Below are 25,098 nucleotides of genomic sequence, written 5' to 3'. Positions count from 1 at the left end.
GTTTGAGTGTCCGCTGAACCGAAAGGTATCACCAATCCGCCGATCGACGACCTGCTGGCGGTGACGGATTCGAAGTACGAACTCGTCATCGAATCGGCTCGCCGCGCCCGGCAGATCAATGCCTACTACGCGCAGCTCCAGGAAGGCCTGCTCGAGAACGTCGGCCCGCTGGTGACCCCGGAGCCGAACGAGAAGCCGCTGTCGATCGCCCTGCGCGAGGTCAACGAGGGCAAAATCCTCATCCGCGAGCCGCGTGAAGAGGACTTCGCCGCGCCGGTCATCGAGGACTTCGAGACCGCTGAAGCCGACATCGACCTGAGCTTCGACACCCCCACCGAGCAGTGAACATCGTCGTAGGGGTCAGCGGCGGCATCGCGGCCTACAAGGCCTGTCATGTCGTCCGCGCCCTGCGAGAACTCGGGCACACCGTCAAGGTCGTGCCCACTGCCTCGGCGCTCACCTTCGTCGGCGCTGCCACCTGGGAGGCCCTGAGCGGCCAGCCGGTGCAGACGAGCGTGTTCGAACGCATCGACGAAGTCGAGCACATCCGCATCGGCCAGCACGCCGATCTCGTGCTCATCGCCCCGGCGACTGCCGACCTCATCGCCCGGCTGCGCGCCGGACGCGCCGATGACCTGCTGACCGCCACCGTCATCTCCACCACCGCACCGGTGGTGCTCGCACCTGCGATGCACACCGAGATGTGGCTCAATCCCGCCACCGTGGACAACGTCACAGTGCTGCGCAAACGCGGCATCCATGTCATCGAACCGGCCAGCGGCCGGCTCACCGGAGCCGACTCCGGTCCCGGACGGCTGCCCGAACCCGAGGACATCGTCACCGCAGCCCTCGACGTCCACCGGACCCGCACCTCGGGAACGGAGACCGAGGCGGCACTTGCCGGCCGGCGCGTGCTCATCACCGCCGGCGGCACCCGCGAGCCGCTCGACCCGGTGCGCTTCCTCGGCAACCGGTCCTCAGGCAAACAGGGCATCGCCCTGGCCCGCGCCGCAGCAGCACTCGGTGCCGATGTCACCCTCATCGCCGCCAACGTCGACGATCGGCTGCTGGAGAACCTCAGCGACCGGATCACCGTCACCGGCATCGAGACGACCGCCGAGCTGCAGGACGCCGCCCAAGCCGCCCAGCCCGATGCTGACATCATCATGATGTGCGCTGCCGTTGCCGACTACCGGCCGGCTGAGACCGCCGCGCACAAGATGAAGAAATCCGGGGACTCCGGACTGACGATCGAACTCGTGCAGAACCCCGACATCCTCGCCGGTCTCGTCGACACCCGCGCCGAGGGTCAGACGATCATCGGATTCGCCGCCGAGACCGGCTCCCCGGACGCCAGTGCCGAACAGCTCGCCCAGCAGAAGCTGCTGCGCAAGGGCTGCGACATGCTCGTGCTCAACGACGTCTCCGCCGGCCAGGCCTTCGACCGCGATGACAACAGCCTCGTCGTCTACGAACGCATTGATGCTGACGCCTCCGAGGGTGGAACCGCTGGTGAGAGTGCCGGTGTGCGCGAGGTGCTGCGCACGGCCGGGTCGAAGGAGAATGTGTCGCAGGAAGTCATGGCCGCTGTCGCTGTCCGTGCGAATCGATAGGATGGCCGGGTGAGCACACAACATCTTCGCCAATTCACCTCAGAGTCCGTCACCGAAGGACACCCCGACAAGATCTGCGACCAGATCAGCGACGGCGTCCTCGACGAACTGCTGAGCCAGGACCCCAACGCCCGCGTCGCCGTCGAGACGATGGTCACCACCGGCCTCGTCCACGTCGCCGGTGAAGTCTCGACAGACGGCTACGCCGATGTCGCCGGCATCGCTCGCAGAATCATCACCGGCATCGGCTACGACTCCTCCGAAAAGGGCTTCGACGGCCACTCCTGCGGCGTGTCCGTCTCGATCGGCGCGCAGTCGCAGAACATCGCCGATGCTGTCACCACCTCCCTTGAACACCGCACCGGCGGCGAGGTCGAAGATGCCGACTCGCTGCTCGGCGCCGGCGACCAGGGGCTCATGTTCGGCTACGCCGATGATTCCACCGACGTGCTCATGCCCCTGCCGATCCACCTGGCGCACCGGCTGAGCGAACAGCTGAGCCGGGTGCGCAAGTCCGGCCGGCTGGACTACCTGCGGCCCGACGGCAAGACCCAGGTGACGATCGGCTACGACGGCGACACCGCCTGCACCGTCGAGGCACTTGTCGTCTCCACCCAGCACGATGCCGCGATCGGCCAGCACCAGCTCGAAGCCGACGTCAAGCGCGAGGTCATCGAACCGGTGCTCGCCGACTTCAGCCTCGACACCGCCGCCACGAAGTTCTACATCAACCCCGCCGGCCCGTTCGTTGTCGGCGGCCCGATGGGCGACGCCGGACTGACCGGCCGCAAGATCATCGTCGACACCTACGGCGGCTTCGCCCGCCACGGCGGCGGAGCGTTCTCCGGCAAGGACCCCTCGAAGGTCGACCGCTCCGGTGCCTATGCGATGCGCTGGGTGGCCAAGAACGTCGTCGCCGCCGGCCTGGCCCGCCGCTGCGAAGTGCAGGTCGCCTACGCGATCGGCTCCGCCCGCCCGGTCGGCCTCTACGTCGAGACCTTCGGCACCGAAACCGTCGACCCGGCCCGCATCGAAGCGGCCATCCGCGAGGTCTTCGACCTGCGCCCGTCGATGATCATCAAGAGCCTCGACCTCAAGCGCCCGATCTACACCGAGACCGCCACCCACGGTCACTTCGGGCGCACCGTTGAGAACTTCACGTGGGAGCGCACGGATCGCGCCGAGGACCTGCGCCGCCTGTGCTCCTGACCCGGTCAGGGGAGCAGACACATGAGCCAGCAGCCGCGGCTCATCGCCGACGACGGCGATGACGACGGCCTCGACACCGGCATCAGGGTGCGCGGCGGCAAGACGCCTGCCGCGCACCTTCCGGTCGCCGAGGTGCTGGTCGAAACCCAGCTGCCGCACCTGGCCCGCCCTTTCGATTACGCCGTCACCGAAAGCCTCGCCGCTGACGCACAGCCCGGAGTGCGCGTGCGGGTCCGCTTCGCCGGACGGCTCATCTCCGGATTCGTCGTCGCCCGCAAGGACAGCACCGAACACGTCGGCGAACTCACCGCCATCGAACGCGTCGTCTCCGACCTCGTCGTCCTCACCCCCGGGCTGCGGGCCCTGTGCGAGGAGATCGCCTCCCGCTATGCCGGCACCCTGCCCGATGTCCTGCGCCTGGCGATCCCGCCCCGGCACGCGACGGCTGAGAAGCGCGCCCGTGCAGCAGAACCCGAACCCTTGGGCGAAGTCGAACGGCAGCAGATCTGCGATGAGATCAGCGCCCACACCGATGAGCCAGCGGACTTCACCGACTACCTCACCGCCCTCGACACCTGGATCGGCGATACACCGTCCGAGGCCACCGACACCGGACGCCCACCTGCCGGCCCGCGCGCAGCCATGGCGCTGTTGCCAGGAAGCATGCCGGGCACCGGCTGGATCCACTACGGACTGCGCGCAGCCGCCCGCGTGCTGCGCACCGGCCGATCGGTGCTGTGGCTCGTACCCGATCACCGCGAACTCTCAGCCCTCGACGCCGCCCTCGGCGACCTCAAGCCGCTGGCCATCCGCCTATCAGCCGACCAGGGCCAGTCCGCCCGCTGGTCAGCCTGGGTGCGCGCCCTGCACGGGGCAGGCCGGCTCATCATCGGCACCCGCGCCGCCGCCTTCGCCCCGACATCCGACATCGGCCTCGTCATCTGCCTCGACGACGGCGACGAGAACTACCTCGACCAGCACGCCCCCTACCCGCACGCCCGCCAGGTGCTGCTCACCCGCATCCAGCAGACCGGCAGTGCAGCCCTGTTCCTTGACTACAACCGCACCGTCGAGATCCAGCGGCTCGTGCGCATCGGCTGGTTCGGTGAGATCACCTATCCGGGACCGGTTCATCGCCAACAGGCCCCGATCTGCCAGCTGCCACCCGACGACCTGCCGCCGCACCAGCATCAGCGGCTGCCCGAACTCGGCTTCCGCCTCACCCAGGCAGCGATCGGGCGGACGACGGAATCCCCGGCCATCGGACCTGTCCTCGTGCAGGTCCCGCGTGCCGGCTACCTGCCGGTCGTGGCCTGTGCTGGCTGCCGCAGCGTCATCGAATGCCCGCAGTGCGCCGGCAAACTTGAAGCCGCCTCCCAGACCGGTCCGTTCGCCTGCCGCGCTTGCGGCTTCCGCGCTGAGACCTTCACCTGCCCGCAGTGCTCCAGCAACGCCATCCGGTCGGTCGTCGCCGGCATCGAGCGCACCTTTGAAGAACTCGGCCGCGCCTTCCCCGGCACCAAGGTCATCCGCTCGGGCGGCAGCCACATCATCGACCGGGTCCCAGACGAACCGAGCATCATCGTCGCCACCACAGGCGCCGAACCGTATGCAGACAACGGCTACGCCCTGGCCCTGCTGCTCGACTCGCTGTGGCCAGGCCCCGGTCTGCAGGCCACCGACCGCGCCATTGCTCGCCGCATGCGGGCCGCCTGTCTGGTGCGCGGCTGGCAGCACGGCGGGCGCATCCTGCTCATGGACGACGACCCCTCGATTCGGCAGGTCATCTCCGCCTCCGCACCCGTCGCCTGGGCCGATGAGCAGTACCAGGCGCGCAGCGAGTTGCGCTTCCCGCCGGCCGTGCGCACCATCGGCCTGCGCGGCGACCGGTCCGCCGTCGCCGAGGTGGTCGCTGCGGCCTCCGAGGTAGGGGAGGTGTGGGACATCTATGCCCACGACGAGCCGTATGAGCGCATCATCGGCACGACGATCGCCTCCGGTCCTGCTGTCACCCGGCGCATCGCCGCCGAGGTCGCCGCCCGGTCCATGCGGCATGAGGAGTCCGTCTTCGCCCGGGTCGACGATCCCGACGTGCTCTGAACCGGCCGGCCCGGTCGTTAGACTGGCGGGGTGAGAATCGTCTTCGCAGGAACCCCCGCCGTCGCCGTGCCCGCTCTCGAGGCGCTGCTTGAATCCGACCATGAGGTCATCGCCGTGCTCACCCGCCCCGATGCCCCGGTCGGCCGCAAGCGCGTGCCGACCTCGAGCCCGGTGAAGGAGCGCGCCCTTGCCGCCGGCATCCCGGTGCTCGAGGCCGCCCGGCTGCGCGGGGAGATCCTCGACGAACTCGAAGCCCTCGGCCCCGATGTCGTCGCCGTCGTCGCCTTCGGTGCGATCGCCGGACCTCGTGCCCTGTCGATCAGTGAGCACGGCTGGTACAACCTGCACTTCTCCCTGCTGCCCCAGTGGCGCGGGGCAGCACCGGTCCAGCGGGCGCTCATGGCCGGACAGACGACCTCAGGAGTCACTGTCTTCCGCATCGACACCGGCATGGACACCGGACCGGTCCTCGCCCAGCAGGAACTCGACCTGCCCTCGGCACCGGCCGGAGAGGTCCTCGACTCCTACGCCCGCACCGGGGCGGAGCTGCTCGTCACCGCCTTCGATCAGCTCGCAGACGGCAGCGCCGAACTCACCCCACAGCACGGTGAGACCAGCCACGCTGAGAAGATCACCCCCGACGAAGCCGAACTGCCCTTCACCGCCACCACCGCCGAACTCGTCGCCCGCGCCAACGGCGTCGCCCCAGCACCGGGCCCATGGGCGCTCATGGACGGCAAGCGCACCAAGCTCTCCGGCATCACCGCCGCCGATGACCTCAGCAGCGCCGCCTGGCAGCAGCCCGGCCGGCTCGCAGCCGCCGCTGACGGCACTGTGCTCATCGGCACCAGCGACGGTGCCGTCGCTGTCGAACGCATCCAGCCCTTCGGCAAGGCGATGATGGACGCCGCCGACTTCCTGCGCGGCCGCGGCCAGGCCGCCTTCGACATCAGCGAGGAGCCCGGCGATGCCTGAGTCCAGCGGAGACCGCAAACCCGCTCCCGGCAAACTCGGCCCCGGCGTCAAACGCCGCCGTGCCAGCCACGGCCGCACCCGCGTCAACCCCGGTAGGCGCATCGCCTTCGACGTTCTCATCGGCGTCGACGATGACGACGCCTACGCCAACCTGCTGCTGCCCCCACGGCTCAGCCGTGCCGGGCTGAGCACCGCCGACGCCGGGCTGGCAACCGAACTGACCTACGGCACCCTGCGCGGCCGCGGTCTTTACGATGCGATCATCGCCCACGCCGCCGGCCGGCCGGTCAGCAAGCTCGACACGCCCGCCCGCAATGCCCTGCGGCTGGGTGCCCACCAGCTGCTCGACATGAACACCGCCGCCCACGCCGCCGTCAACGAAGCCGTCGGTCTCATGCGGGCGACCAAGCACATGAAGGCCGCAGGCTTCGTCAACGCCGTCATGCGCCGCATCAGCGAACGCACCCGCATCGAGTGGCTCGACCTCGTCACCAGAGGCGCCAGCGACGACGAGCAGATCGGGCTGACCTACGCGCACCCGGCCTGGATCGTCACTGCACTGCGCCGATCGCTCACCGCCCACGGGCGCGATGCCGGCGAACTCACCGCACTGCTCGCAGCCGACAATGTGCCCGCCCGCGTGTGCCTGACAGCCCTGCCCGGCCTGGCCGACCGGGAGGCGATCGCCGCCGACTGCGGAAAGCCCACCGCGCTGTCCCCGCTCGGCGTCGAACTGTCCTCCGGAGACCCCTACGCACTTCCTGAGGTGCAGGCAGGACAGGCCCGCGTCCAGGACGAAGGCTCCCAGCTCGTAGTCCTCGGCCTGACCGCAGCCCCGGCACCTGACGGCCCGGTCCTCGACCTGTGCGCCGGGCCCGGCGGCAAGACTGCCATCCTGGCAGCAGACGCCGCTGCCACCGGAACACCAGTCGTCGCCTGCGACGTCTCCGCACACCGCGCCGAACTCGTCCGCGACTCCGTACGCGCCATCGACGCAGACGTCACCGTCCTCAACACCGACGGCCGCAGCCTGACAGACGAGCACCTCGGCCGCTACACCCGCGTGCTCGCCGACGTTCCCTGCACCGGCCTCGGCGCGCTGCGCCGCCGACCCGAAGCCCGCTGGCGGCGCAAACCTGAGGACGTCGAGGCACTGCAGCCCATCCAGCGCGAACTGCTGACCCGGGCGATCGAGCTCACCGCACCCGGGGGAGTCGTGGCCTACACCACCTGCTCGCCCCACCACGGGGAGACGATCGACATCGTCACCGAGGTGCTCACCGCCTCGGGCACGGACGTCGAGGTGCTTGACGCGCCGGCGATCCTCGCAGACGTCACCGGCCAGGAGGCCGCCCAGTTCGCCTCGGCGCCGATCGGCACCGGGCAGGCCGTGCAGCTGTGGCCGCACGTGCACGGCACTGACGGGATGTTCCTGGCACTGCTGCGCCGCACCGGCTGAAGCGCTGAGGCTCTATGCTGGGAGGGTGAGCATTCGCATTCATCCCAGCATCCTGTCCTGTGACTTCTCCCGCCTGTCCGAGGAACTCGACGCGATCTCGGCAGCCGATATGGCCCACGTCGACGTCATGGACAACCACTTCGTTCCCAACCTCACCTTCGGCCCGCCGGTCGTCGAGCGGATCCGTGAGGTCTCGCCGATTCCCATCGACGCACATCTCATGATCGAGCAGGCCGACCGGCACGCCCAGGTCTACGCGGAGATGGGCTGCGCATCGGTCAGCTTCCACGCCGAAGCCTCCGCGGCCCCTGTCCGGCTGGCCCGCGAGATCCGCGCACTCGGGGCGAAGGCCTCGCTGGCGATCCGCCCGGCCACTCCGATCGAGCCCTACATCGACCTGCTGGCCGAATTCGACCAGATCCTCATCATGACCGTCGAACCCGGCTTCGGCGGCCAGTCATTCCTCGACGTGTGCCTGCCGAAGGTCACCCGCACGCGCCAGGCGATCGACGACGCCGGACTCGAAGTCCAGCTGCAGGTCGACGGGGGAGTCTCGACCACCACCGTCGCCCGCGCTGTGGCCGCCGGAGCGAATGTGCTCGTGGCAGGCTCCGCCGTATACAGCGCTGAAAACCGCAGCGCAGCGATCGAAGAGCTGCGCGAACTCGCTCTCGACGCCCTGCGCTGAACAGGCATGCGCGGCAAGACAGAAGTTGCCGCGCATGTGAGCCAGAGCCTATAGTGCCACCAGGAGTACGTGCTCCGGGGTCGGTGAAAGTCCGAGCCGGCGGTGACAGTCCGCGACCCCCGTTCCGACGGGGCTGAACTGGTGGGATTCCAGTACCGACGGTGAAAGTCCGGATGGGAGGAAGCACGTCTGCGTCCGCGCAGCTGATGGCGATATGTGCCTGAGCCTACGCGGCGCCACCGCGCTATTCACGCGTCGCAACCCCCGGAGCCTTGAGCGAAAGGTTTCGGAAAGTGGATATCATCTCGTGGCTCAACGCCCCGGTCTTCGAACTCATGGGCAAGCCCGTTCCCTGGTCCGATGTCATCGGCAACATCTGCGCACTGGCAACGGTGTTCCTGGCACTGCGGCGCAACATCTTCTCCTGGCCTGTGCAGATCACCGGCTCGATCTTCCTGTTCTCGGCCAGCATCTCGGCAGGCCTCGGCGGCAACGCCGCGCGCCAGGTCGTCATCGTCGCCGCTGCGATCTGGGGATGGAGCCAGTGGAAGCGCTCCCAGGAGGAGACCGGTGAGATCCGCGTGCGCTGGGCGACCTGGCCCGAACGACTACTGCTCATCGCCGCCCTGGCCGCAGGCACTGCCGGTTTCGGCTGGATCCTGGCGTGGGGCGACTGGTCGTGGAACCCATACCCGGACGCCTACATCTTCATCGGCTCACTCGTGGCGATGTACGCCCAAGGCCGGGCGATCGTCGAGTTCTGGTTCGTGTGGCTGGCCGTCGACCTCGTCGGGATTCCACTGGCCATCATGGGCGGCCTGCTGTTCTCCGGCATCGTGTACTTCGTCTTCCTCATCATGGTCATCGTCGGCATCGTCGACTGGGCGAGGAAGTCCAAGCAGACGATCGCATCACCGAGCGAACCCGCACAGACGATCGCCGGGCACTGCGCCGACGGCTGAGGGTCTTCGAACGTCGTGTTGACGTCGACCCCGATCATGTACGTCCGCCCTCGGCATTGCCCTCAACCATCCGGTCTGTGCGCCATCCCGCACGGGGCAGGCTCCCGAGCTCACGGCAGGAGGTTTCGGTGGCCTGGAGCTGTGATCCTCCCCTCACTTCCTCCTGATCGCAGTTTCATACGTCATCGTCTGGATGCGCCGGGCGCGGGCCGCAGCCTCTGGGGCCGCTGCTTCCAGCTCCTGCGCTGGGACTTCGCCTCTCTGCTCTGTAGGGCGGCGCCTGAGACTCTCTGCAGACTGGTGCCGGTGGTGTATTACCCTGGCCGTGTGAAGACCTTCGAAGAACTGTTCGCAGAACTGACCGAAAAAGCAGCCACCCGTCCCGCTGGTTCGTCCACCGTGGCCGAGCTGGACGCCGGAGTCCATGCGATCGGCAAGAAGGTCGTCGAAGAGGCCGCCGAGGTGTGGATGGCCGCCGAGTACGAATCCGATGTCGAACTCGCAGGTGAGATCGCTCAGGCGATCTACCACCTGCAGGTGATGATGATCGCCCGCGGGATCAGCCTCGACGACGTCTATCGCGAACTGTGAGCCGAAAGGAAGCTGTGAGCCGAGAAATCACCGATACCGGCCGCATCCCGGCGGTCCGGGCCGACGGCATGCTGCGCGTGGCTGTGCCTAACAAGGGCTCGCTGTCCGAATCAGCGACGACGATGCTGCGCGAAGCCGGCTACCAGGTGCGCACGACCTCCAAGCGACTCGTCCACCGCGACGTCGACGCCGGCATCGAGTTCTTCTACCTGCGCCCGCGCGATATCGCCGTCTATGTCGGCCGCGGGCTCATCGACCTCGGCATCACCGGCCGCGATCTGCTGCTGGAATCCGGTGCCGAAGCCGAGGAGCTGCTGCCGCTGGGCTTCGCCCGCTCCCGCTTCCACTACGCCGGAGCCGAAGGCGCTTTCCACGAGATCGACGAACTCGAGGGCCTCACCATCGCCACCAGCTATCCGACGCTGGTCGAACGCGACCTTGCACAGCGCGGACTCGAAGCCCGGGTCATCAAACTCGACGGGGCCGTGGAGGTCTCGATCGAACTCGGTGTCGCCGACGTCATCGCCGATGTGGTTGAAACCGGCACCACGCTGCGGATGGCCGGGCTGCAGACCTTCGGCGAACCGGTCCTGCACTCCGAAGCCGTGGTCATCTCCAACCGGAAGTCGAACCCGGGCACCCGGAAGTTTCTGCGCCGGCTCGAAAGCGTCATGGTCGCCCGCGACTACGTCCTCGTCGACTACGACATCGCCGCCGAACACCTCGCCGAGGCGACCGCGCTGACCCCCGGCTTCGAAAGCCCCACCGTCTCCGCCCTGCACGACAGCGACTGGTACGCCGTGCGCACCATGGTCGCCGCCCGCGACGTGCACAAGACCATGGACCAGCTCTACGAAGTCGGCGCACGCGCCATCCTGGTGACGAACATTGGCGCCTGCCGCATCTGAGACACGGCCATTCAGGCCCTATTTCACGAGGATCCTCACCGTGTTCCTCGCGATCACGATCGTCGTGTCCTTCGCACTGCTGAGCTGGGGGCTGACTCAGTTGCACTGGACCGGCTGGAAGACCCGCGACATCATCTGGATGAATGCTCTGGGCGTGATCTTCGGAGCCGTCGTCTGGCGCGTCGGGGCGATCGCCGCATTTGTCACCGACGAAGCACTCATCGTGCGCAACATCTTCAGCACGACGAGGGTCGAATGGACGCGCATCCTCTCCATCAGCTTCCACCCGCGGGGTGGTGACTCGTGGGTCACCCTCGACCTGTCCGACGGTTCGACCCTGTCGGTGATGGCGATCCAGTCCGCAGACGGAGACCGGGCGCGCTACGCCTGCGAGCGGTTGCGTAGACTCGTGGACACATACAGCTCACCCGATGTGCCGGACAACTGAACCGGTCTGACACCACCCGTGCAGACACGCGTCCGCGAGACGACAGCGCAGCGGCACCGACACCTCGGGCACACTGAGACCAGCCGCCGGGCACGGCTGCCAGCGGCCGAACGACGAAGGAGAACCGCCTGACGATGAGCAGCACATCCGAGACCACCACCCGCCCCGGACCGCTGTCCGGCTACACCGTCGTCGACCTCTCCCGCGCACTGGCCGGACCGCACGCCGGGCAGATGCTCGGCGACCTCGGCGCCCGCGTCATCAAGGTCGAGAACCCCGCCTCCGGCGACGACTCCCGCTCCTGGGGCCCGCCCTTCGTCGGCCCTGAGGACGACCCGCAGGCCACCTACTTCTTCTCCTGCAACCGCAACAAGGAATCCATCGCCCTCAACCTCAAGGACGACGGCGACAAGGAGGTCCTCGCCCAGCTCATCGAACGCGCCGACGTGCTCGTCGAGAACTTCCGCGGCGGCGTGCTCACCCGCCTCGGGTTCTCCACCGAACGCTGCATGGAGCTCAACCCGCGCCTCGTGATCCTCTCGATCACCGGCTTCGGCCACGACGGCCCCGAAGCCTCCCGCGCCGGCTACGACCAGATCGCCCAGGGTGAGGCCGGCCTCATGTCGCTGACCGGCTCCGGCCCCGATGACATGCAGAAGGTCGGCGTGCCGATCGCCGACCTGCTCTCCGGCATCTACGGCTCCTACGGCGTGCTCGCCGCCCTGCTCGAACGCGAGCGCACCGGCCGCGGCAAGGTCGTGCGCACTTCGCTCATCGCCGGCATGGTCGGCGTCCACGCCTTCCAGGGCACCCGCGCCACGGTCGCCGGGGAGAACCCCGCACCTGGCGGCAACCACCACCCGTCGCTGTCGCCCTACGGCCTGTTCCACTGCAAGGGCGGGGCCGTGCAGATCTCGGTGGGCAACCAGAACCTGTGGCACAAACTCTGCGCCGCCTTCGACATCGACTCCGAAACCCAGGGCATGGCGACCAACGCCGAGCGCGTCGCCAACCGCCCGGCAGTCATCAGCGTCATCGAGGAGCGCTTCCGCGACTACACCGCCGAAGAGCTGCTCGAGAAGCTCGCCGCCGCCGGCATCCCATCGGGCATCGTGCGCTCCCTGCAGGAGGTCTACCAGTGGGAGCAGGCCCTGTCGCAGGGACTGAAGATCTCCGTTGAGCACCCGGTGCTCGGTGAGATCGACCTGCCCGGCCCGCCGCTGCGGTTCTTCGACGCCGATACCGAAGGCGAGACCGAATCGACCCCGCGCGAGCACCTCGCCCCGCCGCTGCTCAACGAGCACGGCGACGCGATCCGCCGCTGGCTCGAGGAGACGCCATGAGCTCGCGGCTGAGCGCCCGGGAGCTCATCGACCTCGTCGTCGACGACGGCACCTTCGTCTCCTGGGACGAAGAGCCGATCGAACCTGCTGATGGGATCTCCGAGACCTACGCCGCCGAACTCGCCCAGGCTGCCCAGAAGTCCGGTGTCGACGAGGCCGTCATCACCGGTGAGGGCCGCATCTACGGCCGCCGCGTCGCGGTCGTGGCCTGCGAGTTCCGGTTCCTCGCCGGATCGATCGGCGTCGCTGCAGCCGAACGGCTGTGCCGGGCGATCGAACGCGCCACCGCCGAAGGCCTCCCACTGCTGGCCGGACCGGCATCCGGCGGCACCCGCATGCAGGAGGGCACCGTCGCATTCCTCACGATGGTCAAGCTCGCCGCTGCTGTGAAGGTCCACCGCAAGGCCGGACTGCCCTACCTCGTCTACCTGCGCCACCCGACTACCGGAGGCGTGTTCGCCTCCTGGGGATCACTGGGCCACTTCACCGTCGCCGACCGCGGCAGCCTCATCGGCTTCCTCGGCCCGCGCGTGTACGAGCAGCTCTACGGCGAGAAGTTCCCCGACAGCATCCAGACCGGTGAGAACCTCTACCGCAACGGGCTCATCGACGCCGTCCTCTCACCTGAGCGGATCGCCTCGACGGTCAACATGGTCCTGAATGTGCTCATGGGTGCCCGCGAAGTCCCGGGACCGGTGCCGGATCCGCGCACCGAACCCGACCCGATGCCGGTCAACACCCACGCCTGGGACATCATCACCGCCTCGCGCCGGCCCGAACGCCCCGGCGTGCGCGAACTGCTGCGCCACGGCGCCACCGACGTGCTGCCGCTCAACGGCACCGGCCAGGGTGAGAAGGACCCCGGCCTGCTGCTGGCCGCCGCCCGTTTCGGCACCGCACCGTGCATCGTGCTCGGCCAGGACCGCAGCCGGCAGGCCGCGGGCGAACCGATGGGACCAGCCGCCCTGCGTGAAGCCCGCCGCGGCATGGCCCTGGCAGCCGAGCTGCACATCCCGCTCGTCACGATCATCGACACCCCGGGTGCCGCGCTGTCGAAGAGCGCTGAGGAAGGCGGGCTGGCCGGAGAGATCGCCCGCTGCCTGGCCGACCTGGCCACCCTCGACGCACCGACCGTCTCCCTCATCATGGGCGAGGGGACCGGCGGCGGGGCATTGGCACTCGTCCCAGCTGACCGGGTGCTCTCAGCCGAGAACGGCTGGCTGTCACCGCTGCCGCCCGAAGGCGCCTCGGCGATCGTCTACCGCGACACCGACCATGCCCCGGAGATGGCGCAGAAGCAGGGCGTGCAGGCCGAGATGCTGCTCAAGCACGGCATCGTCGACCGGGTCATCGCCGAGCAGCCAGATGCCGCCGACGAACCCGAGGCGTTCGTCACCCGGGTGGCGAAGACCCTGGAGTACGAGATCATCTCGCTGATGCGCGAGCCGGCCTACCGCCGCGAGCACCGGCGCATCGAACGCTACCGCAGCCTCGGACTGTAAGAGGAGCCCCGCGAACATGACCCTTGCCGTGCGCGTCATCCCGTGCCTTGACGTCGACGCCGGCCGCGTCGTCAAAGGGGTGCGGTTCGAAAACCTGCGCGATGCCGGTGATCCGATCGAACTCGCCCGCCGCTACAGCGAACTCGGCGCTGACGAAGTCACCTTCCTCGACGTCACCGCCTCCAGCAGCGACCGGGAGACCACCTACGACATGGTCTCCCAGTGCGCGGAGACGGTGTTCATCCCGCTGACCGTCGGCGGGGGAGTGCGCAGCACCGACGACGTCGACCGGCTGCTGCGGGCCGGCGCCGACAAGGTCGGCGTCAACACCGCAGCCGTCGCCCGGCCCGAACTCATCACCGAGATCGCCGAACGCTTCGGCAGCCAGGTCCTCGTCCTCTCCCTCGACGCCCGCCGGGTCCCAGCAGACCAGCCGGCCACCGCCTCGGGATTCGAGGTCACTACCCATGGCGGCCGCCGCGGAACCGGCATCGACGCCATCGAATGGATCCGCGAGGCAGCCGAACGCGGGGCAGGGGAGATCCTGCTCAACAGCGTCGACGCCGACGGCACACATGAGGGCTTCGACCTTGAACTCATCCGCGCCGCCCGCGCAGCCGTCGACGTCCCGCTCATCGCCTCCGGAGGCGCCGGCAAGCTCGAGCACTTCGCCCCGGCCGTCCACGCCGGAGCCGATGCCGTGCTCGCCGCCTCGGTCTTCCACTTCGGCACCTTCACGATCGCCGAGGTGAAGGAAGCCCTCGCAGCCGACGGGATCACCGTCCGATGACCGGCGTCCCGGACTCCAGCCTCGACCCGGCGATCGCCGAACGCCTCAAACGCGGCAGCGGCGGGCTGCTGCCGGTCGTCGTGCAGGAGGCGACGAGCCGCGAGGTGCTCATGCTCGCGTGGATGGACGACGAGGCACTGGCCCGCACCCTGCGCACCGGCAAGGCGACCTACTGGTCGCGATCCCGCCAGGAGTACTGGGTCAAGGGCGAGACCTCCGGTCACACGCAGAAGGTCCGCTCGGTCGCCCTCGACTGCGACGCCGACACCATCCTGCTCATCGTCGACCAGGTCGGGCCGGCGTGCCATACTCAGACAGCCACCTGCTTCACCGGAAGGGAGCTCGATGCACATCTCGCCGACACGTGAGGAGTTCCGCGCCAGTGCGGAACACCATCGGCTCGTGCCTGTCTTCACCCGCGTGCTCGCCGACGCCGAGACGCCGCTGAGCCTGTACCGCAAGCTCGCCGCCGGCCGCAGCGGAGCGTTCCTCTTCGAATCGGCCAGCCAGGGCCAGTGGGACCGCTACTCCTTCATCGGCCGCGACCCGGTGGCCACCCTGACCGAGCAGGACGGCGAGCTGCTGTGGCTCGGCACCGCCCCGGCCGGAGCGCCCACCAGCGGAGACGTGCTCACCGGCCTGCACGAGACGATGCGGCTGCTGTCCATCGAACGCCCCCACGCCGGCCTGCCGCCGATGATCTCCTCCTTCGTCGGCTACCTCGGCTGGCACTTCGTGCGCCGCACCGAACGCCTCGGACCCGGCCCAGAACCCGTCGACGCGGTCCCCGAACTCAGCCTTTCGGTCCCCGGCGACGTCGCCATCTACGATCACTACACCTCTGAGGTGACCCTGGTCGCCAACGTCGTCAACGTCAACGGACTCGACAGCGGCGTCGACGACGCCTATGACGCCGGCTGCCAGCGCCTCGAGGCGATGCTGGCCGAGCTCGCCACACCGCTGGAGTCCGACGTCGCCTGGTACGACCGGGCCGAACCGCAGGTCTCCTCGCGCACCGACCGCGACGACTACCTGCAGATGATCGAACGGGCCAAGGGCAACATCGTCGACGGCGACGTCTTCCAGGTGGTCCTCTCCCAGCGCTTCGAAGCCGAGTGCACGGCCGACCCGCTCGATGTCTACCGGCTGCTGCGCACCTTCAACCCGAGCCCGTACATGTACCTGCTCGACGTGCCAACCCCCGACGGGACCCCGATGGCGATCGTCGGTTCCTCACCCGAGGCGCTGGTCACCGTCACCGACGGGAAGGTCGAGACGCATCCGATCGCCGGCTCTCGGCCGCGCGGTGCCACCGCCGAGGAGGACCGCCAGCTGGCAGCCGAGCTGCTGGCCGACGAGAAGGAGCGCGCCGAGCACCTCATGCTCGTCGACCTGGCCCGCAACGACCTCTCCAAGGTCTGCCGGCCCGGCAGCGTCGATGTCGTGAACTTCATGGAGATCGAGCGCTACAGCCACATCATGCACATCGGCTCGACCGTCGTCGGCACCTGCGATGACGATGTCGACGGCATCGATGTGCTCTCGGCGGTGTTTCCCGCCGGCACGCTGTCCGGGGCGCCGAAGCCGCGCGCCCTCCAGCTCATCGACGACTACGAGACCGTCGCCCGCGGAGTCTACGGCGGAGCAGTTGGGTACCTGTCCTTCACCGGCGACCTCAACGTCGCCATCGCGATTCGCACCGGCGTCATCCGCAACGGGCGCATCTCCGTCAGTGCCGGTGCCGGAGTCGTCGCGGACTCCGTGCCCGCCTCGGAAGATCAGGAATCGCGCAACAAGGCCGCCGCAGTGCTGCGTGCAGCAGCCGCCGCGCAGACGCTGACCCGCCCGAACGGGAGCGCAGCAGAGGTCCGGCCATGACCCGATCTCGTGCCGTCATCGCGCTGCTCGCCGCAGCCGCCGTGCTGTGGATCGTCGGCTCCCAGCCATGGTTCGAGCCCGCCGAGACCGCAGAACTCGCAGGCGTGAGCGCAGGATCGGTCGCGGCTCCAGAGAACTCGCCGGTGCTGCTCGCCTGCGCGGGCATCGTCGCTGTCAGCGGCCTGCTGCTCACCATGCTCAAGCGCATCGGCCGCTGGATCGTCACCGCCTGTGCGGCACTGGCCGGGCTCGGCTTCGCCGGGGTGGCCCTGAGCGCGACGCTCAGCAGCGCGGCGACGACGAACCTGCCGGCCATCGGCATCATCGCCGGGCTGCTCGCCGCAGCAGTTGCCGTGTGGGTGCTGCTGCGTTCGGGCAGCTGGCAGACGACCGCGCGCTTCGAAGCCGACACCTCCGAAGCGGAAGCTGAAGACGAGCAGGGTGACCTCGACCCGACCCGTACCTGGGATGCGATCTCCCGAGGCGAGGATCCGAGCTGAGACCTGTGCCACATCGATGACGATCAGATGTCGGTTAGCGGGTCGGTTTCTGGCCCGCCGCATCGTCGTGAGAGAATGACCGCATACCGCGTGAGAACGAAGGAGAACCATGCCGAAGACCATTTCCCGCAATGGGGCATACGACCTCGACCGCTCGAGCATCGACTACGACACAGTCAAGGATCCGGGCCACGGGAACACCGTTGCCGCCTGGACCGGAGTCTTCATCATCCTCGTCGGCTTCATCGTCGGGTGCATCGGCGTCGTCGCCGAGACCCCGATGCTGCTTTGGGTCGGCCTCATCATCTGCGTCCTCGGTCCGATCGTCGGGCTTGTGCTGCGTGCGGCCGGCAGGGGCGGGAAGAAGACCAAGGCGAAGGCGTGAGCGTTCTCGCCGACATCGTCAGCGGGGTGAAGGCAGACCTGGCAGAACGCCGGGCTGCCTGCCCACTGGCAGACATCGCCTCACGCGCCGCGGATGCACCCGCGGCGCTTCAGTTCCTGCCGCGTGCGGCCGACGACTTCAGCATCATCGCTGAGGTCAAGCGCTCCTCGCCGTCTGCCGGAGCCCTGGCCGACATCGCCGACCCCGCCGGGCTCGCGAGCTCCTATGCCGCAGGCGGTGCGGCTGCGATCAGCGTGCTGACCGAGCAGCGCCGCTTCAACGGCTGCTTGGACGACCTCGACGCCGTCCGTGCTGCGGTGGATATTCCCGTGCTGCGCAAGGACTTCATGGTCGACGAATACCAGTTCCACGAAGCCCGCGCCCATGGCGCCGATATCGTGCTGCTCATCGTGGCCGCGCTCAGCCCCGCCCAGCTGCAGGAGTTCAGCGAACTGTCCGCCAGCCTCGGGATGGCAGCGCTCGTCGAGACCCACACTGCTGAGGAGATCGAGATCGCTGCCGGCATCGAACCGGCCCTCCTCGGCATCAACACCCGCAATCTCAAAGACCTCAGCGTCGACCTCAACCGCTTCGCGCCATTGGCCGAGCTCTGCCCGCCCGATACCGTGCTCGTCGGCGAATCCGGTGTCAGCGAGGCCGGTGATGTCGCCGCCTATGCTGCGCAGGGTGCCGATCTCGCACTTGTCGGCCAAGCGCTCGTCACCGGCGGGAAGCCGCGCGAGAACGTCGCCGAGTTCACCGAGGCCGGGCGGAAGGCGAAAGCCGAGCGCCGAGCCCCCTGACACCGCCTCGTCTTTGCGTCTCGTTGGGAAAGGACCACATGGACTACGAACTCTTCTCCCCGCAGCACAGCGAACTGCCGCAGGGTCCCTACTTCGGCGACTTCGGCGGCCGGTTCGTGCCCGAAGCGCTCATCGGCGCGCTCGAAGAGATCGGCGAAGCCTTCGCCAAAGCGATCGTCGACCCGGAGTTCGTCGCTGAGCTCCAACGCCTCCACGCCGAATACACCGGCCGGCCGAGCCTGCTGACCGAGGCTCCGCGGTTCTCCGAACACGCCGGCGGGGCGCGCATCTTCCTCAAGCGCGAGGACCTCAACCACACCGGCAGCCACAAGATCAACAACGTCCTCGGACAGGCGCTGCTGACCAAGCGGATGGGTAAAACCCGCGTCATCGCCGAGACCGGTGCCGGCCAGCACGGCGTGGCCTCCGCCACCGCCGCAGCACTGCTTGGGCTCGACTGCACTATCTACATGGGAGCCGAGGACTGCGCCCGCCAGGCACTCAACGTCGCCCGCATGCGCCTGCTCGGCGCCGAGGTGGTTCCCGTCGAAGCCGGGACCCGCACACTCAAGGACGCGATCAACGAGACCTTCCGCGATTGGGTCGCCTCTGTGCAGACCACCCACTACCTCTTCGGCACCGTCGCAGGCCCCCACCCATTCCCATTCCTCGTGCGCGAACTCCAGCGCATCATCGGCGTCGAGGCCCGCGGCCAGATCCAGGAGCAGACCGGCCGGCTGCCCGATGCCATCACCGCATGTGTGGGCGGCGGCTCGAACGCGATCGGCATCTTCCATGCCTTCATCGGCGACGAGGAGGTCCGGCTCATCGGCTGCGAGGCAGCCGGGTCCGGCATCGCCTCCGGCCAGCACGCAGCCCCGCTCAACGACGGCCGCGTTGGTGTGCTGCACGGTTCGAAGTCGGTCATCATGCAGGACGAGGACGGCCAGACTCTGCCGTCGCACTCCATCTCAGCAGGACTCGACTACCCCGGTGTCGGCCCCGAGCACGCCTGGCTGCAGTCGACCGGCCGCGGTGAGTACCGCCCGGTCACCGACGACGAGGCGATGGCCGCCTTCCGTCTGCTGTGCCGCACCGAGGGCATCATCCCAGCGATCGAGAGCTCGCATGCCCTGGCCGCTGCACTCCAGGTCGGCCGCGAGCTCGGTGAAGGCGCGATCATCATCGCCAACCTCTCCGGCCGCGGAGACAAGGACGTCGACACAGCAGGGAAGTACTTCGGCTACCTCGACGCCCAAGCCGAAGAAGCTGAGACCGCAGAACCCGTCGGCGCACAGGACCCGGCTGAAGCCGAGGATGCCGCCGACGCAGGACACGCCGAGAGGAGCCGTTCGTGAGCACCGCTGACGTGCTGCGCGACTGCGCAGCAGACAACCGCGCCGCCTTCATCGCCTATCTGCCGGTCGGCTATCCTGACGTACCCGGCTCGCTCGATGCGATGCGCGCCGTCGTGGCCGGCGGCGCTGACATCGTCGAAGTCGGCATCCCGTACTCCGACCCGGGGATGGACGGACCGACCATCCAGGCCGCCTCGGTCCAGGCGCTGCGCGGCGGCGTGCGCACCCGCGACGCCTTCACCGCTGTCGAGGCCGTCGCCGCGGCCGGAGCCACCCCGGTAGTGATGTCGTACTGGAACCTCGTCTACCAGTACGGTGTTGAAGCTTTCGCCCGCGACCTTGCCAACGCCGGGGGAGCAGGCATCATCACCGCAGACCTCACCCCGGATGAGGCCGGCGACTGGATGACGGCAAGCGAAGCGCACGGTCTCGACCGGATCTTCCTCGTCGCCCCGTCGTCCAGCCCCGAACGCCTCGCCTACGTCGCCGCCCATGCCTCCGGTTTCGTCTACGCCGCCTCGACGATGGGCGTCACCGGCACCCGCGCGCAGGTCGGCGCCTCAGCCGAGAAGCTCGTCGCCGACACGCGCGCCGCCGGCGCCGAGCGCGTCTGCGTTGGACTCGGCGTATCCAACCGGCAGCAGGCGGCAGAGGTCGCCGCGCACGCTGACGGCGTGATCGTCGGTTCTGCGCTCGTCACCGCCCTGACCGACGGCGGGCCAGCCGCCGTCGAAGCCCGAGCCACCGAGTTCGCCCAGGGAGTGCGCGACCATGCCTGAACCGGTCACCGGTGCCGCTGCGCTCACCCCGCTGAGCGCGGCGATCCCCTCACCGAGCTGGTCCGGATTCGAGGTCGGGCCCTTCACCATCCACGCCTACGCGCTGTGCATCCTGGCCGGCATCGTCGCCGCCCTCATGCTCGCCCAGTACCGCTGGAAGCGCCGCGGCGGCAGCGAAGACGATTTGTGGAACATCGCCGTCTGGGCGATCCCGGCGGGCATCATCGGCGGGCGGCTGTACTACGTGCTCACCGTGCCCGGCCCGTACTTCGGGCCCAACGGCAACCCGCTCGATGCATTCAAGATCTGGCAGGGCGGTCTCGGTATCGGCGGTGCGGTCGCCCTTGGTGCGCTGACCGTGTTCCTCGTGTGCCGTCACTACGGCATCCGCTTCACCTCGTTCATCGATGCTGCGGCCCCTGGGCTCATCCTCGCCCAGGCCTTCGGCCGCTGGGGCAACTGGTTCAACCAGGAGCTCTTCGGACGCCCGACGACCCTGCCCTGGGGCCTGGAGATCGACAAGGTCCTCAACGGCGCACCGAACCCCAACTGGCCTGATGCCGCGCTGCCGGCCGACACCCTGTTCCACCCGACCTTCCTGTACGAGTCGCTGTGGAACTTCGCCGGCTGCCTGCTGCTCATCTGGGCGGCTAAGCGCTTCCGGCTTGGTCACGGCCAGGTCTTCTACGCCTACATCTGCTACTACACGATCGGCCGCCTCTGGATCGAGTCGCTGCGCATCGACCACTCCGAGTACTTCCTCGGCGTGCGCATCAACATGTGGTTCTACATCGTCGTCCTCTTCATCGGCCTGGCCCTGTTCACCTTCTCCCGGATGCGCCACCGCGAACCGGCACCGGAGGTCTACACCGAACGCTGCCTGGCACGGATGGCAGCCGAACGGGCAGACGGAAAGAACTCCAACGATGCCAACGACCGCCGAGGCGGCGGTGACGGCGGCACCGGCGGGCCCACCGCCTCGGGAACGGCAGGCGGCAGCAGTGCCGCCAGCACCGGCCGCTCGGGCACCGGCGACCGACGCGATGACGACGGCGGCAACGCGCTGACCAACCGCAGCTTCGGGTTCTTCGGTGCGGTCACCTCGGCGATCTCGATCGTCCCGCAGGTGCGCCGCAGCCCGCGCGAGGACGGGTCCGCTAGCACCGACTGACCGGCCTTTGTGTCCACCTGCTGGTCAGAGCGCAGAAATTTGGACAGGATTGAAGGCAGGTGCGCAGACCCGACTAGTGTGGTGGACATGAGGCATGCAAAGATCGTCGCCACTCTTGGCCCTGCCCAGCAGAGCTACGAAGACATCCGCTCGCTGATCGAAGAAGGCGTCAACGTCTTCCGATTCAACCTCAGCCACGGCACCCACGACCAGCATGAAGAGAAGTACCGGTGGGTCCGCAAGGCCGGCCGCGACACCGGTGAGCCGGTCAGCGTGCTCATCGACCTGCAGGGCCCGAAGATCAGGGTCGGCACCTTCGCCGACGGACTCAAGCCCGAACTGAGCAAGGGCGACACATTCACCATCACCACCCGTGGCATCGAAGGCACCGCGACCGAGGTGGGCACCACCTATGCCGGTCTCGCCCGTGACGTCGAGGTCGGGGATCCGCTGCTCATCGACGACGGCCGAATCCGGCTGCGCGCCACCGATGTCACCGACACCGACGTCACCTGCGAAGTCGAGGTGCCCGGCCGGATCTCCGACCACAAGGGCATCAACCTCCCCGGAGTGCCGGTGTCCGTGCCAGCGATGAGCGACAAGGACGTCGAGGACCTGCGCTGGGGACTGCGCCTGGGCGCGGACTGGGTCGCACTGTCGTTCGTGCGTACACCCGAGGACGCGGGGACGGTGCGCGAGATCATGCGCGAAGAGCGCATCCTCGTCCCGCTCATCGCAAAGCTGGAGAAGCCCCAGGCCGTCGAGGCGCTCGAGAGCATCGTCGATGCCTTCGACGGCATGATGGTCGCCCGCGGCGACCTCGGCGTCGAACTGCCGCTGGAGCAGGTGCCGATCGTGCAGAAACGCACCGTCGAACTGTGCCGCCGCAACGCCAAGCCCGTCATCGTCGCCACCCAGATGCTCGAATCGATGATCGAGGAGCCGCGGCCCACCCGCGCTGAGGCCAGCGACTGCGCCAACGCCGTACTCGACGGTGCTGATGCGCTCATGCTCTCGGGTGAGACCTCGGTCGGTGCGCACTGGCTGGAGGCTGTGCGCACGATGGCCCGGATCATCGAGTCGACCGAAGAGCACGGCCTTGACCGGATCGCCCCGCTCGGCACCGAACCGCACACGCAGGGCGGCGCCGTCACCGCTGCCGCGGTGCGGATCGCCGAACAGCTCAACATCGACACCCTGTGCACCTTCAGCCAGTCAGGCGACTCGGTGCGCCGCATGTCGCGGCTGCGCGTACAGCAGTCGATCCTCGCGTTCACCCCGGACGTGCGCGTGTACCACCAGCTGGCTCTGACATGGGGTGTGCGCGCCTTCCTCGTCAACCAGGTCCGCCACACCGACCAGATGGCCCGCCAGGTCGACCACGTGCTGCGCTCCCGCGGCCTGGCCGAGGACGGCGAGAAGTGCATCATCGTCGCCGGTTCGCCTCCCGGAATCGTCGGATCGACGAACGCGCTGCGCATCCACACTGTCGGCAACGCGATCACCGGCAAGGCCGCCGCCTACCGCGACGACTCCGACACCGGCCCGGTCAACGAGGTCTACGGCGAGATCGCCGAACCGAAGGAATACGAGCAGAACACCGACTGATCCCTTCTGCTCACCTGGATGACAACACTGACTGCCGCTCCGTTTTCGGAGCGGCAGTCAGTGCTTTGAGGGGTCCGTCAGCGTTCGGTCTCGCGTTCGCGCGGGCGGACGAAGAAATTCAGCACGAGCGACACGATCGCGATGATGATCGAGGCGAGCACCGCCGTCCAGAGGAAGCTGTCGATCTCCAGGCGGATCGGCGTGAACTGCGAGACCCAGGACGTCAGCGACACCATGGCGGCATTGATGACGATGGTGAACAGACCCAGGGTCAGGCAGGTGATCGGCAAGGCGATGAGCTCGATGAGGGGCCGGATGATCGCGTTGACGAGCCCGAAGATCAGGCCGATGACGAGGTAGGAGACGACCGCCGAGGCGGTGGGGCCCAAGCCGGTGAGGACGGTGTCGGCGCTGGTGATGGCCATGCCGGGCAGAAGTGCGGCCGCCGCCCAGATAGCGACGGCGTTGACGATGACGCGGAGCAGGAAAGTCATGTCTGCAGTCTTCCAGCACGTGCTGGGAAACCCGTGAATTCCACAAGAGTGCCGGATGTGGGACTCGAACCCACACACCTCTCGATACCGCATTTTGAGTGCGGCGCGTCTACCAATTCCGCCAATCCGGCAACGAAGAACATCCTAGACCAGCTGGGCGCCCACCCGCACCTCCAGATGAACACCGGCCCGCGCTGTCAAAACGCGCAGCGGCGTGACTAAAATGAAACCGTGGCTACTAATGAAGAAGCACCCAAGACAGAGAACGGCGTCGTTCGGCGTGTCGTCGTCGCCGAAGACGAGGCCGTCATCCGGCTCGACATCGTCGAGATGCTGCGCGAGGTCGGATACGACGTCGTCGGCGAGGCAGCCGACGGCGAGTCGGCGATCCGGCTGGCTGAGGAGCTGCGCCCGGATCTGGTCGTCATGGACATTAAGATGCCCGTCCTCGACGGGATCTCCGCGGCTGAGCGGATCGCCAAGGCCCGCATCGCCCCCGTCGTGCTGCTGACGGCGTTCAGCCAGAAGGAGCTCGTCGAACGGGCCCGCGACGCCGGAGCGATGGCCTACGTCGTCAAGCCGTTCACCTCCAATGACCTCGTCCCGGCCCTGGAGATCGCGCTGTCCCGCCACGCCGAGATCGCCGCACTCGAATCCGAGATCGCCGATATGACCGACCGGTTCGAGACCCGCAAGCTCGTCGAACGCGCCAAGAGTCTGCTCATCTCGAACATGGGCCTAAGCGAACCCGAGGCGTTCCGGTGGATCCAGAAGACCTCGATGGACCGCCGCCTGACGATGCGCGAGGTCGCCGAGACCGTCCTCGAGCAAATCGGCAGCAAGAAGTAACCCACACACTCTCATCGGCCCCTGTCGCACAGCTGCGGCAGGGGCCGACGCGTATCCGGTCTCAGCTGCGGCCGGAGAGCACCATGTTCGTGATCCGCACGATCGAGAGCAGCCGGCCCTCATCATCGGTCATGCGCACCTCATGGTTGATCATCGTGCGACCGTGATGATTCAAAGTCGCCGTGGCATGCACATGCCCGTCCTTGGCCGCCCGCACATGCGTGGCGTTGAGGTCCACGCCGACGACCGGACGCCCGGAGATGAAGTACGAGTGCAGCGAGGCCAGCGACTCGGCGATGACGACATGCGCCCCGCCGTGGAAGAGCCCGAACGGCTGCGTGTTGCCGGCCACCGGGATCGAGGCGGTCGCACGGTCGTAGGCGACGTCCTCGACTTCGATGCCGACGCGTTCGAGAAGCGTACCGGCACTGCGCTGCCGGTTTCCGGCCACCAGCTGGGCCCGCACCTCGGGCGGGGTGTCCTTCGTCAGGGGGAGAAGTTCGTCTTCTGTCATGGCACGACTCTACGGGATGCCTCTTGTCTGCTTCGCGCGCTAGGTGTAGTTCCCCGTGAGGTTGTGAACGCGGTCGGCTGGGGTGAGGCCTCCGATAGCGGTGTGGGCTCGATGCTGATTGTAGTCGTGGAGGAACGTCTCGTAGGCGGCTTCCCGCTCGGCTTCACTGGA

The 25,098-nt window shown here is 68.1% G+C and carries 26 protein-coding genes, 1 tRNA gene, 1 pseudogene and 1 riboswitch; of the genes and pseudogenes, 24 read left to right on the top strand and 4 right to left on the bottom strand.

Annotated features, from left to right (window positions below; all coding sequences use genetic code 11):
* Window positions 1-6: 6 nt before the first annotated feature.
* The 23 genes from rpoZ (at window position 7) to pyk (ending at window position 23,070) form a co-directional block, all read left to right on the top strand.
* Window positions 7-345, top strand: a complete 339-nt coding sequence (rpoZ, locus tag HLA91_RS07565; protein WP_170274197.1) for a DNA-directed RNA polymerase subunit omega — start codon at window positions 7-9, stop codon at window positions 343-345.
* Window positions 342-1,613 carry a bifunctional phosphopantothenoylcysteine decarboxylase/phosphopantothenate--cysteine ligase CoaBC gene (gene coaBC / locus HLA91_RS07560; protein WP_170274196.1) on the top strand — a complete coding sequence of 424 codons (1,272 nt, stop codon included), beginning with the start codon at window positions 342-344 and terminating at the stop codon, window positions 1,611-1,613. Before rpoZ ends, coaBC begins: the two co-directional genes overlap by 4 nt.
* A 9-nt stretch (window positions 1,614-1,622) precedes the next feature.
* Window positions 1,623-2,822 (top strand): methionine adenosyltransferase, encoded by a 1,200-nt coding sequence (gene metK / locus HLA91_RS07555; RefSeq protein WP_170274195.1) that lies wholly within the window; start codon window positions 1,623-1,625, stop codon window positions 2,820-2,822.
* A 21-nt stretch (window positions 2,823-2,843) separates the two neighbouring features.
* On the top strand, window positions 2,844-4,922 hold the full coding sequence (locus HLA91_RS07550) for a primosomal protein N' family DNA-binding protein (protein ID WP_170274194.1): 2,079 nt from the start codon (window positions 2,844-2,846) through the stop codon (window positions 4,920-4,922).
* A gap of 30 nt (window positions 4,923-4,952) precedes the next feature.
* Window positions 4,953-5,897: a methionyl-tRNA formyltransferase gene (gene fmt, locus HLA91_RS07545; protein ID WP_170274193.1), complete on the top strand. Its 945-nt coding sequence runs from the start codon at window positions 4,953-4,955 to the stop codon at window positions 5,895-5,897.
* A complete protein-coding gene (locus tag HLA91_RS07540; protein ID WP_170274192.1) occupies window positions 5,890-7,356 on the top strand; it encodes an RsmB/NOP family class I SAM-dependent RNA methyltransferase in 1,467 nt (488 codons plus the stop codon). Before fmt ends, HLA91_RS07540 begins: the two co-directional genes overlap by 8 nt.
* Window positions 7,357-7,381: 25 nt before the next feature.
* A complete protein-coding gene (rpe, locus tag HLA91_RS07535) occupies window positions 7,382-8,044 on the top strand; it encodes a ribulose-phosphate 3-epimerase (RefSeq protein WP_170274191.1) in 663 nt (220 codons plus the stop codon).
* 65 nt (window positions 8,045-8,109) lie between these two features.
* Window positions 8,110-8,235, top strand: a riboswitch (FMN riboswitch).
* A 102-nt stretch (window positions 8,236-8,337) separates the two neighbouring features.
* Entirely contained in the window at window positions 8,338-9,006 is a 669-nt protein-coding gene (locus HLA91_RS07530; RefSeq protein ID WP_102160278.1) for a nicotinamide mononucleotide transporter family protein, read from the top strand.
* A 327-nt stretch (window positions 9,007-9,333) separates the two neighbouring features.
* Window positions 9,334-9,597, top strand: coding sequence for a phosphoribosyl-ATP diphosphatase (locus HLA91_RS13855; RefSeq protein ID WP_180964675.1), 264 nt, complete (start codon window positions 9,334-9,336; stop codon window positions 9,595-9,597).
* 68 nt (window positions 9,598-9,665) lie between these two features.
* Window positions 9,666-10,505 carry an ATP phosphoribosyltransferase gene (gene hisG, locus HLA91_RS07520; protein WP_170274340.1) on the top strand — a complete coding sequence of 280 codons (840 nt, stop codon included), beginning with the start codon at window positions 9,666-9,668 and terminating at the stop codon, window positions 10,503-10,505.
* A 40-nt stretch (window positions 10,506-10,545) separates the two neighbouring features.
* Window positions 10,546-10,953, top strand: coding sequence for a PH domain-containing protein (locus HLA91_RS07515; RefSeq protein WP_259795570.1), 408 nt, complete (start codon window positions 10,546-10,548; stop codon window positions 10,951-10,953).
* Window positions 10,954-11,087: 134 nt separating this feature from the next.
* Entirely contained in the window at window positions 11,088-12,296 is a 1,209-nt protein-coding gene (locus HLA91_RS07510; RefSeq protein ID WP_170274189.1) for a CaiB/BaiF CoA transferase family protein, read from the top strand.
* Window positions 12,293-13,798, top strand: coding sequence for a carboxyl transferase domain-containing protein (locus HLA91_RS07505; protein ID WP_102160275.1), 1,506 nt, complete (start codon window positions 12,293-12,295; stop codon window positions 13,796-13,798). Before HLA91_RS07510 ends, HLA91_RS07505 begins: the two co-directional genes overlap by 4 nt.
* A 16-nt stretch (window positions 13,799-13,814) precedes the next feature.
* Complete coding sequence (hisF, locus tag HLA91_RS07500) at window positions 13,815-14,588, top strand: imidazole glycerol phosphate synthase subunit HisF (RefSeq protein ID WP_102160273.1); 774 nt, start codon at window positions 13,815-13,817, stop codon at window positions 14,586-14,588.
* Entirely contained in the window at window positions 14,585-14,956 is a 372-nt protein-coding gene (gene hisI, locus HLA91_RS07495; RefSeq protein ID WP_165882854.1) for a phosphoribosyl-AMP cyclohydrolase, read from the top strand. Before hisF ends, hisI begins: the two co-directional genes overlap by 4 nt.
* Window positions 14,957-14,990: 34 nt before the next feature.
* A complete protein-coding gene (trpE, locus tag HLA91_RS07490) occupies window positions 14,991-16,466 on the top strand; it encodes an anthranilate synthase component I (RefSeq protein WP_346726241.1) in 1,476 nt (491 codons plus the stop codon).
* Complete coding sequence (locus HLA91_RS07485) at window positions 16,463-16,966, top strand: Trp biosynthesis-associated membrane protein (protein WP_170274187.1); 504 nt, start codon at window positions 16,463-16,465, stop codon at window positions 16,964-16,966. The genes trpE and HLA91_RS07485 overlap by 4 nt, the downstream gene beginning before the upstream one ends.
* A gap of 109 nt (window positions 16,967-17,075) precedes the next feature.
* Complete coding sequence (locus tag HLA91_RS07480; protein ID WP_170274186.1) at window positions 17,076-17,351, top strand: HGxxPAAW family protein; 276 nt, start codon at window positions 17,076-17,078, stop codon at window positions 17,349-17,351.
* Complete coding sequence (gene trpC / locus HLA91_RS07475; RefSeq protein WP_170274185.1) at window positions 17,348-18,154, top strand: indole-3-glycerol phosphate synthase TrpC; 807 nt, start codon at window positions 17,348-17,350, stop codon at window positions 18,152-18,154. The genes HLA91_RS07480 and trpC overlap by 4 nt, the downstream gene beginning before the upstream one ends.
* Window positions 18,155-18,192: 38 nt before the next feature.
* Window positions 18,193-19,512 (top strand): tryptophan synthase subunit beta, encoded by a 1,320-nt coding sequence (gene trpB, locus HLA91_RS07470; protein ID WP_170274184.1) that lies wholly within the window; start codon window positions 18,193-18,195, stop codon window positions 19,510-19,512.
* Window positions 19,509-20,291: a tryptophan synthase subunit alpha gene (trpA, locus tag HLA91_RS07465; RefSeq protein ID WP_170274183.1), complete on the top strand. Its 783-nt coding sequence runs from the start codon at window positions 19,509-19,511 to the stop codon at window positions 20,289-20,291. The genes trpB and trpA overlap by 4 nt, the downstream gene beginning before the upstream one ends.
* A complete protein-coding gene (gene lgt / locus HLA91_RS07460; protein ID WP_170274182.1) occupies window positions 20,284-21,462 on the top strand; it encodes a prolipoprotein diacylglyceryl transferase in 1,179 nt (392 codons plus the stop codon). The genes trpA and lgt overlap by 8 nt, the downstream gene beginning before the upstream one ends.
* Window positions 21,463-21,549: 87 nt before the next feature.
* Window positions 21,550-23,070: a pyruvate kinase gene (gene pyk, locus HLA91_RS07455; RefSeq protein ID WP_170274181.1), complete on the top strand. Its 1,521-nt coding sequence runs from the start codon at window positions 21,550-21,552 to the stop codon at window positions 23,068-23,070.
* A 77-nt stretch (window positions 23,071-23,147) separates the two neighbouring features.
* Here the strand turns inward: pyk and HLA91_RS07450 are convergent, their stop codons facing one another.
* Complete coding sequence (locus tag HLA91_RS07450) at window positions 23,148-23,564, bottom strand: phage holin family protein (RefSeq protein ID WP_170274180.1); 417 nt, start codon at window positions 23,562-23,564, stop codon at window positions 23,148-23,150.
* 49 nt (window positions 23,565-23,613) lie between these two features.
* Window positions 23,614-23,695: transfer RNA gene (locus HLA91_RS07445), tRNA-Leu, on the bottom strand.
* 100 nt (window positions 23,696-23,795) lie between these two features.
* Between HLA91_RS07445 and HLA91_RS07440 the strand changes: the two genes are divergently transcribed.
* Window positions 23,796-24,413, top strand: coding sequence for an ANTAR domain-containing response regulator (locus HLA91_RS07440; RefSeq protein WP_102160253.1), 618 nt, complete (start codon window positions 23,796-23,798; stop codon window positions 24,411-24,413).
* A gap of 61 nt (window positions 24,414-24,474) precedes the next feature.
* On the opposite strand, the gene HLA91_RS07435 is transcribed toward HLA91_RS07440, so the two are convergent.
* Together HLA91_RS07435 and HLA91_RS07430 are read right to left on the bottom strand one after the other, a co-directional pair.
* On the bottom strand, window positions 24,475-24,927 hold the full coding sequence (locus tag HLA91_RS07435; protein WP_102160251.1) for a PaaI family thioesterase: 453 nt from the start codon (window positions 24,925-24,927) through the stop codon (window positions 24,475-24,477).
* Between the two features lie 39 nt (window positions 24,928-24,966).
* Window positions 24,967-25,098: pseudogene (locus tag HLA91_RS07430) on the bottom strand (integrase core domain-containing protein); the annotation flags it as partial.

The sequence above is a fragment of the Brevibacterium luteolum genome, from assembly GCF_013004595.1.
In the GTDB taxonomy this organism is placed as follows: domain Bacteria; phylum Actinomycetota; class Actinomycetes; order Actinomycetales; family Brevibacteriaceae; genus Brevibacterium; species Brevibacterium luteolum.
Note: the sequence above shows the minus strand (reverse complement) of the source record. Positions and strands in the feature narration are given on the sequence as shown.

Excerpts from the sequence above, each read along its gene's own strand:
- trpB (WP_170274184.1), top strand. The coding sequence starts at position 18,193 with ATGGACTACGAACTCTTCTCCCCGCAGCACAGCGAACTGCCGCAGGGT.
- lgt (WP_170274182.1), top strand. The coding sequence starts at position 20,284 with ATGCCTGAACCGGTCACCGGTGCCGCTGCGCTCACCCCGCTGAGCGCG.
- HLA91_RS07540 (WP_170274192.1), top strand. The coding sequence starts at position 5,890 with ATGCCTGAGTCCAGCGGAGACCGCAAACCCGCTCCCGGCAAACTCGGC.
- HLA91_RS07510 (WP_170274189.1), top strand. The coding sequence starts at position 11,088 with ATGAGCAGCACATCCGAGACCACCACCCGCCCCGGACCGCTGTCCGGC.
- HLA91_RS07450 (WP_170274180.1), bottom strand. The coding sequence starts at position 23,564 with ATGACTTTCCTGCTCCGCGTCATCGTCAACGCCGTCGCTATCTGGGCG.
- HLA91_RS07435 (WP_102160251.1), bottom strand. The coding sequence starts at position 24,927 with ATGACAGAAGACGAACTTCTCCCCCTGACGAAGGACACCCCGCCCGAG.
- hisG (WP_170274340.1), top strand. The coding sequence starts at position 9,666 with ATGCTGCGCGTGGCTGTGCCTAACAAGGGCTCGCTGTCCGAATCAGCG.
- HLA91_RS07485 (WP_170274187.1), top strand. The coding sequence starts at position 16,463 with ATGACCCGATCTCGTGCCGTCATCGCGCTGCTCGCCGCAGCCGCCGTG.
- HLA91_RS07550 (WP_170274194.1), top strand. The coding sequence starts at position 2,844 with ATGAGCCAGCAGCCGCGGCTCATCGCCGACGACGGCGATGACGACGGC.
- hisI (WP_165882854.1), top strand. The coding sequence starts at position 14,585 with ATGACCGGCGTCCCGGACTCCAGCCTCGACCCGGCGATCGCCGAACGC.
- hisF (WP_102160273.1), top strand. The coding sequence starts at position 13,815 with ATGACCCTTGCCGTGCGCGTCATCCCGTGCCTTGACGTCGACGCCGGC.
- pyk (WP_170274181.1), top strand. The coding sequence starts at position 21,550 with ATGAGGCATGCAAAGATCGTCGCCACTCTTGGCCCTGCCCAGCAGAGC.
- HLA91_RS07480 (WP_170274186.1), top strand. The coding sequence starts at position 17,076 with ATGCCGAAGACCATTTCCCGCAATGGGGCATACGACCTCGACCGCTCG.
- HLA91_RS07505 (WP_102160275.1), top strand. The coding sequence starts at position 12,293 with ATGAGCTCGCGGCTGAGCGCCCGGGAGCTCATCGACCTCGTCGTCGAC.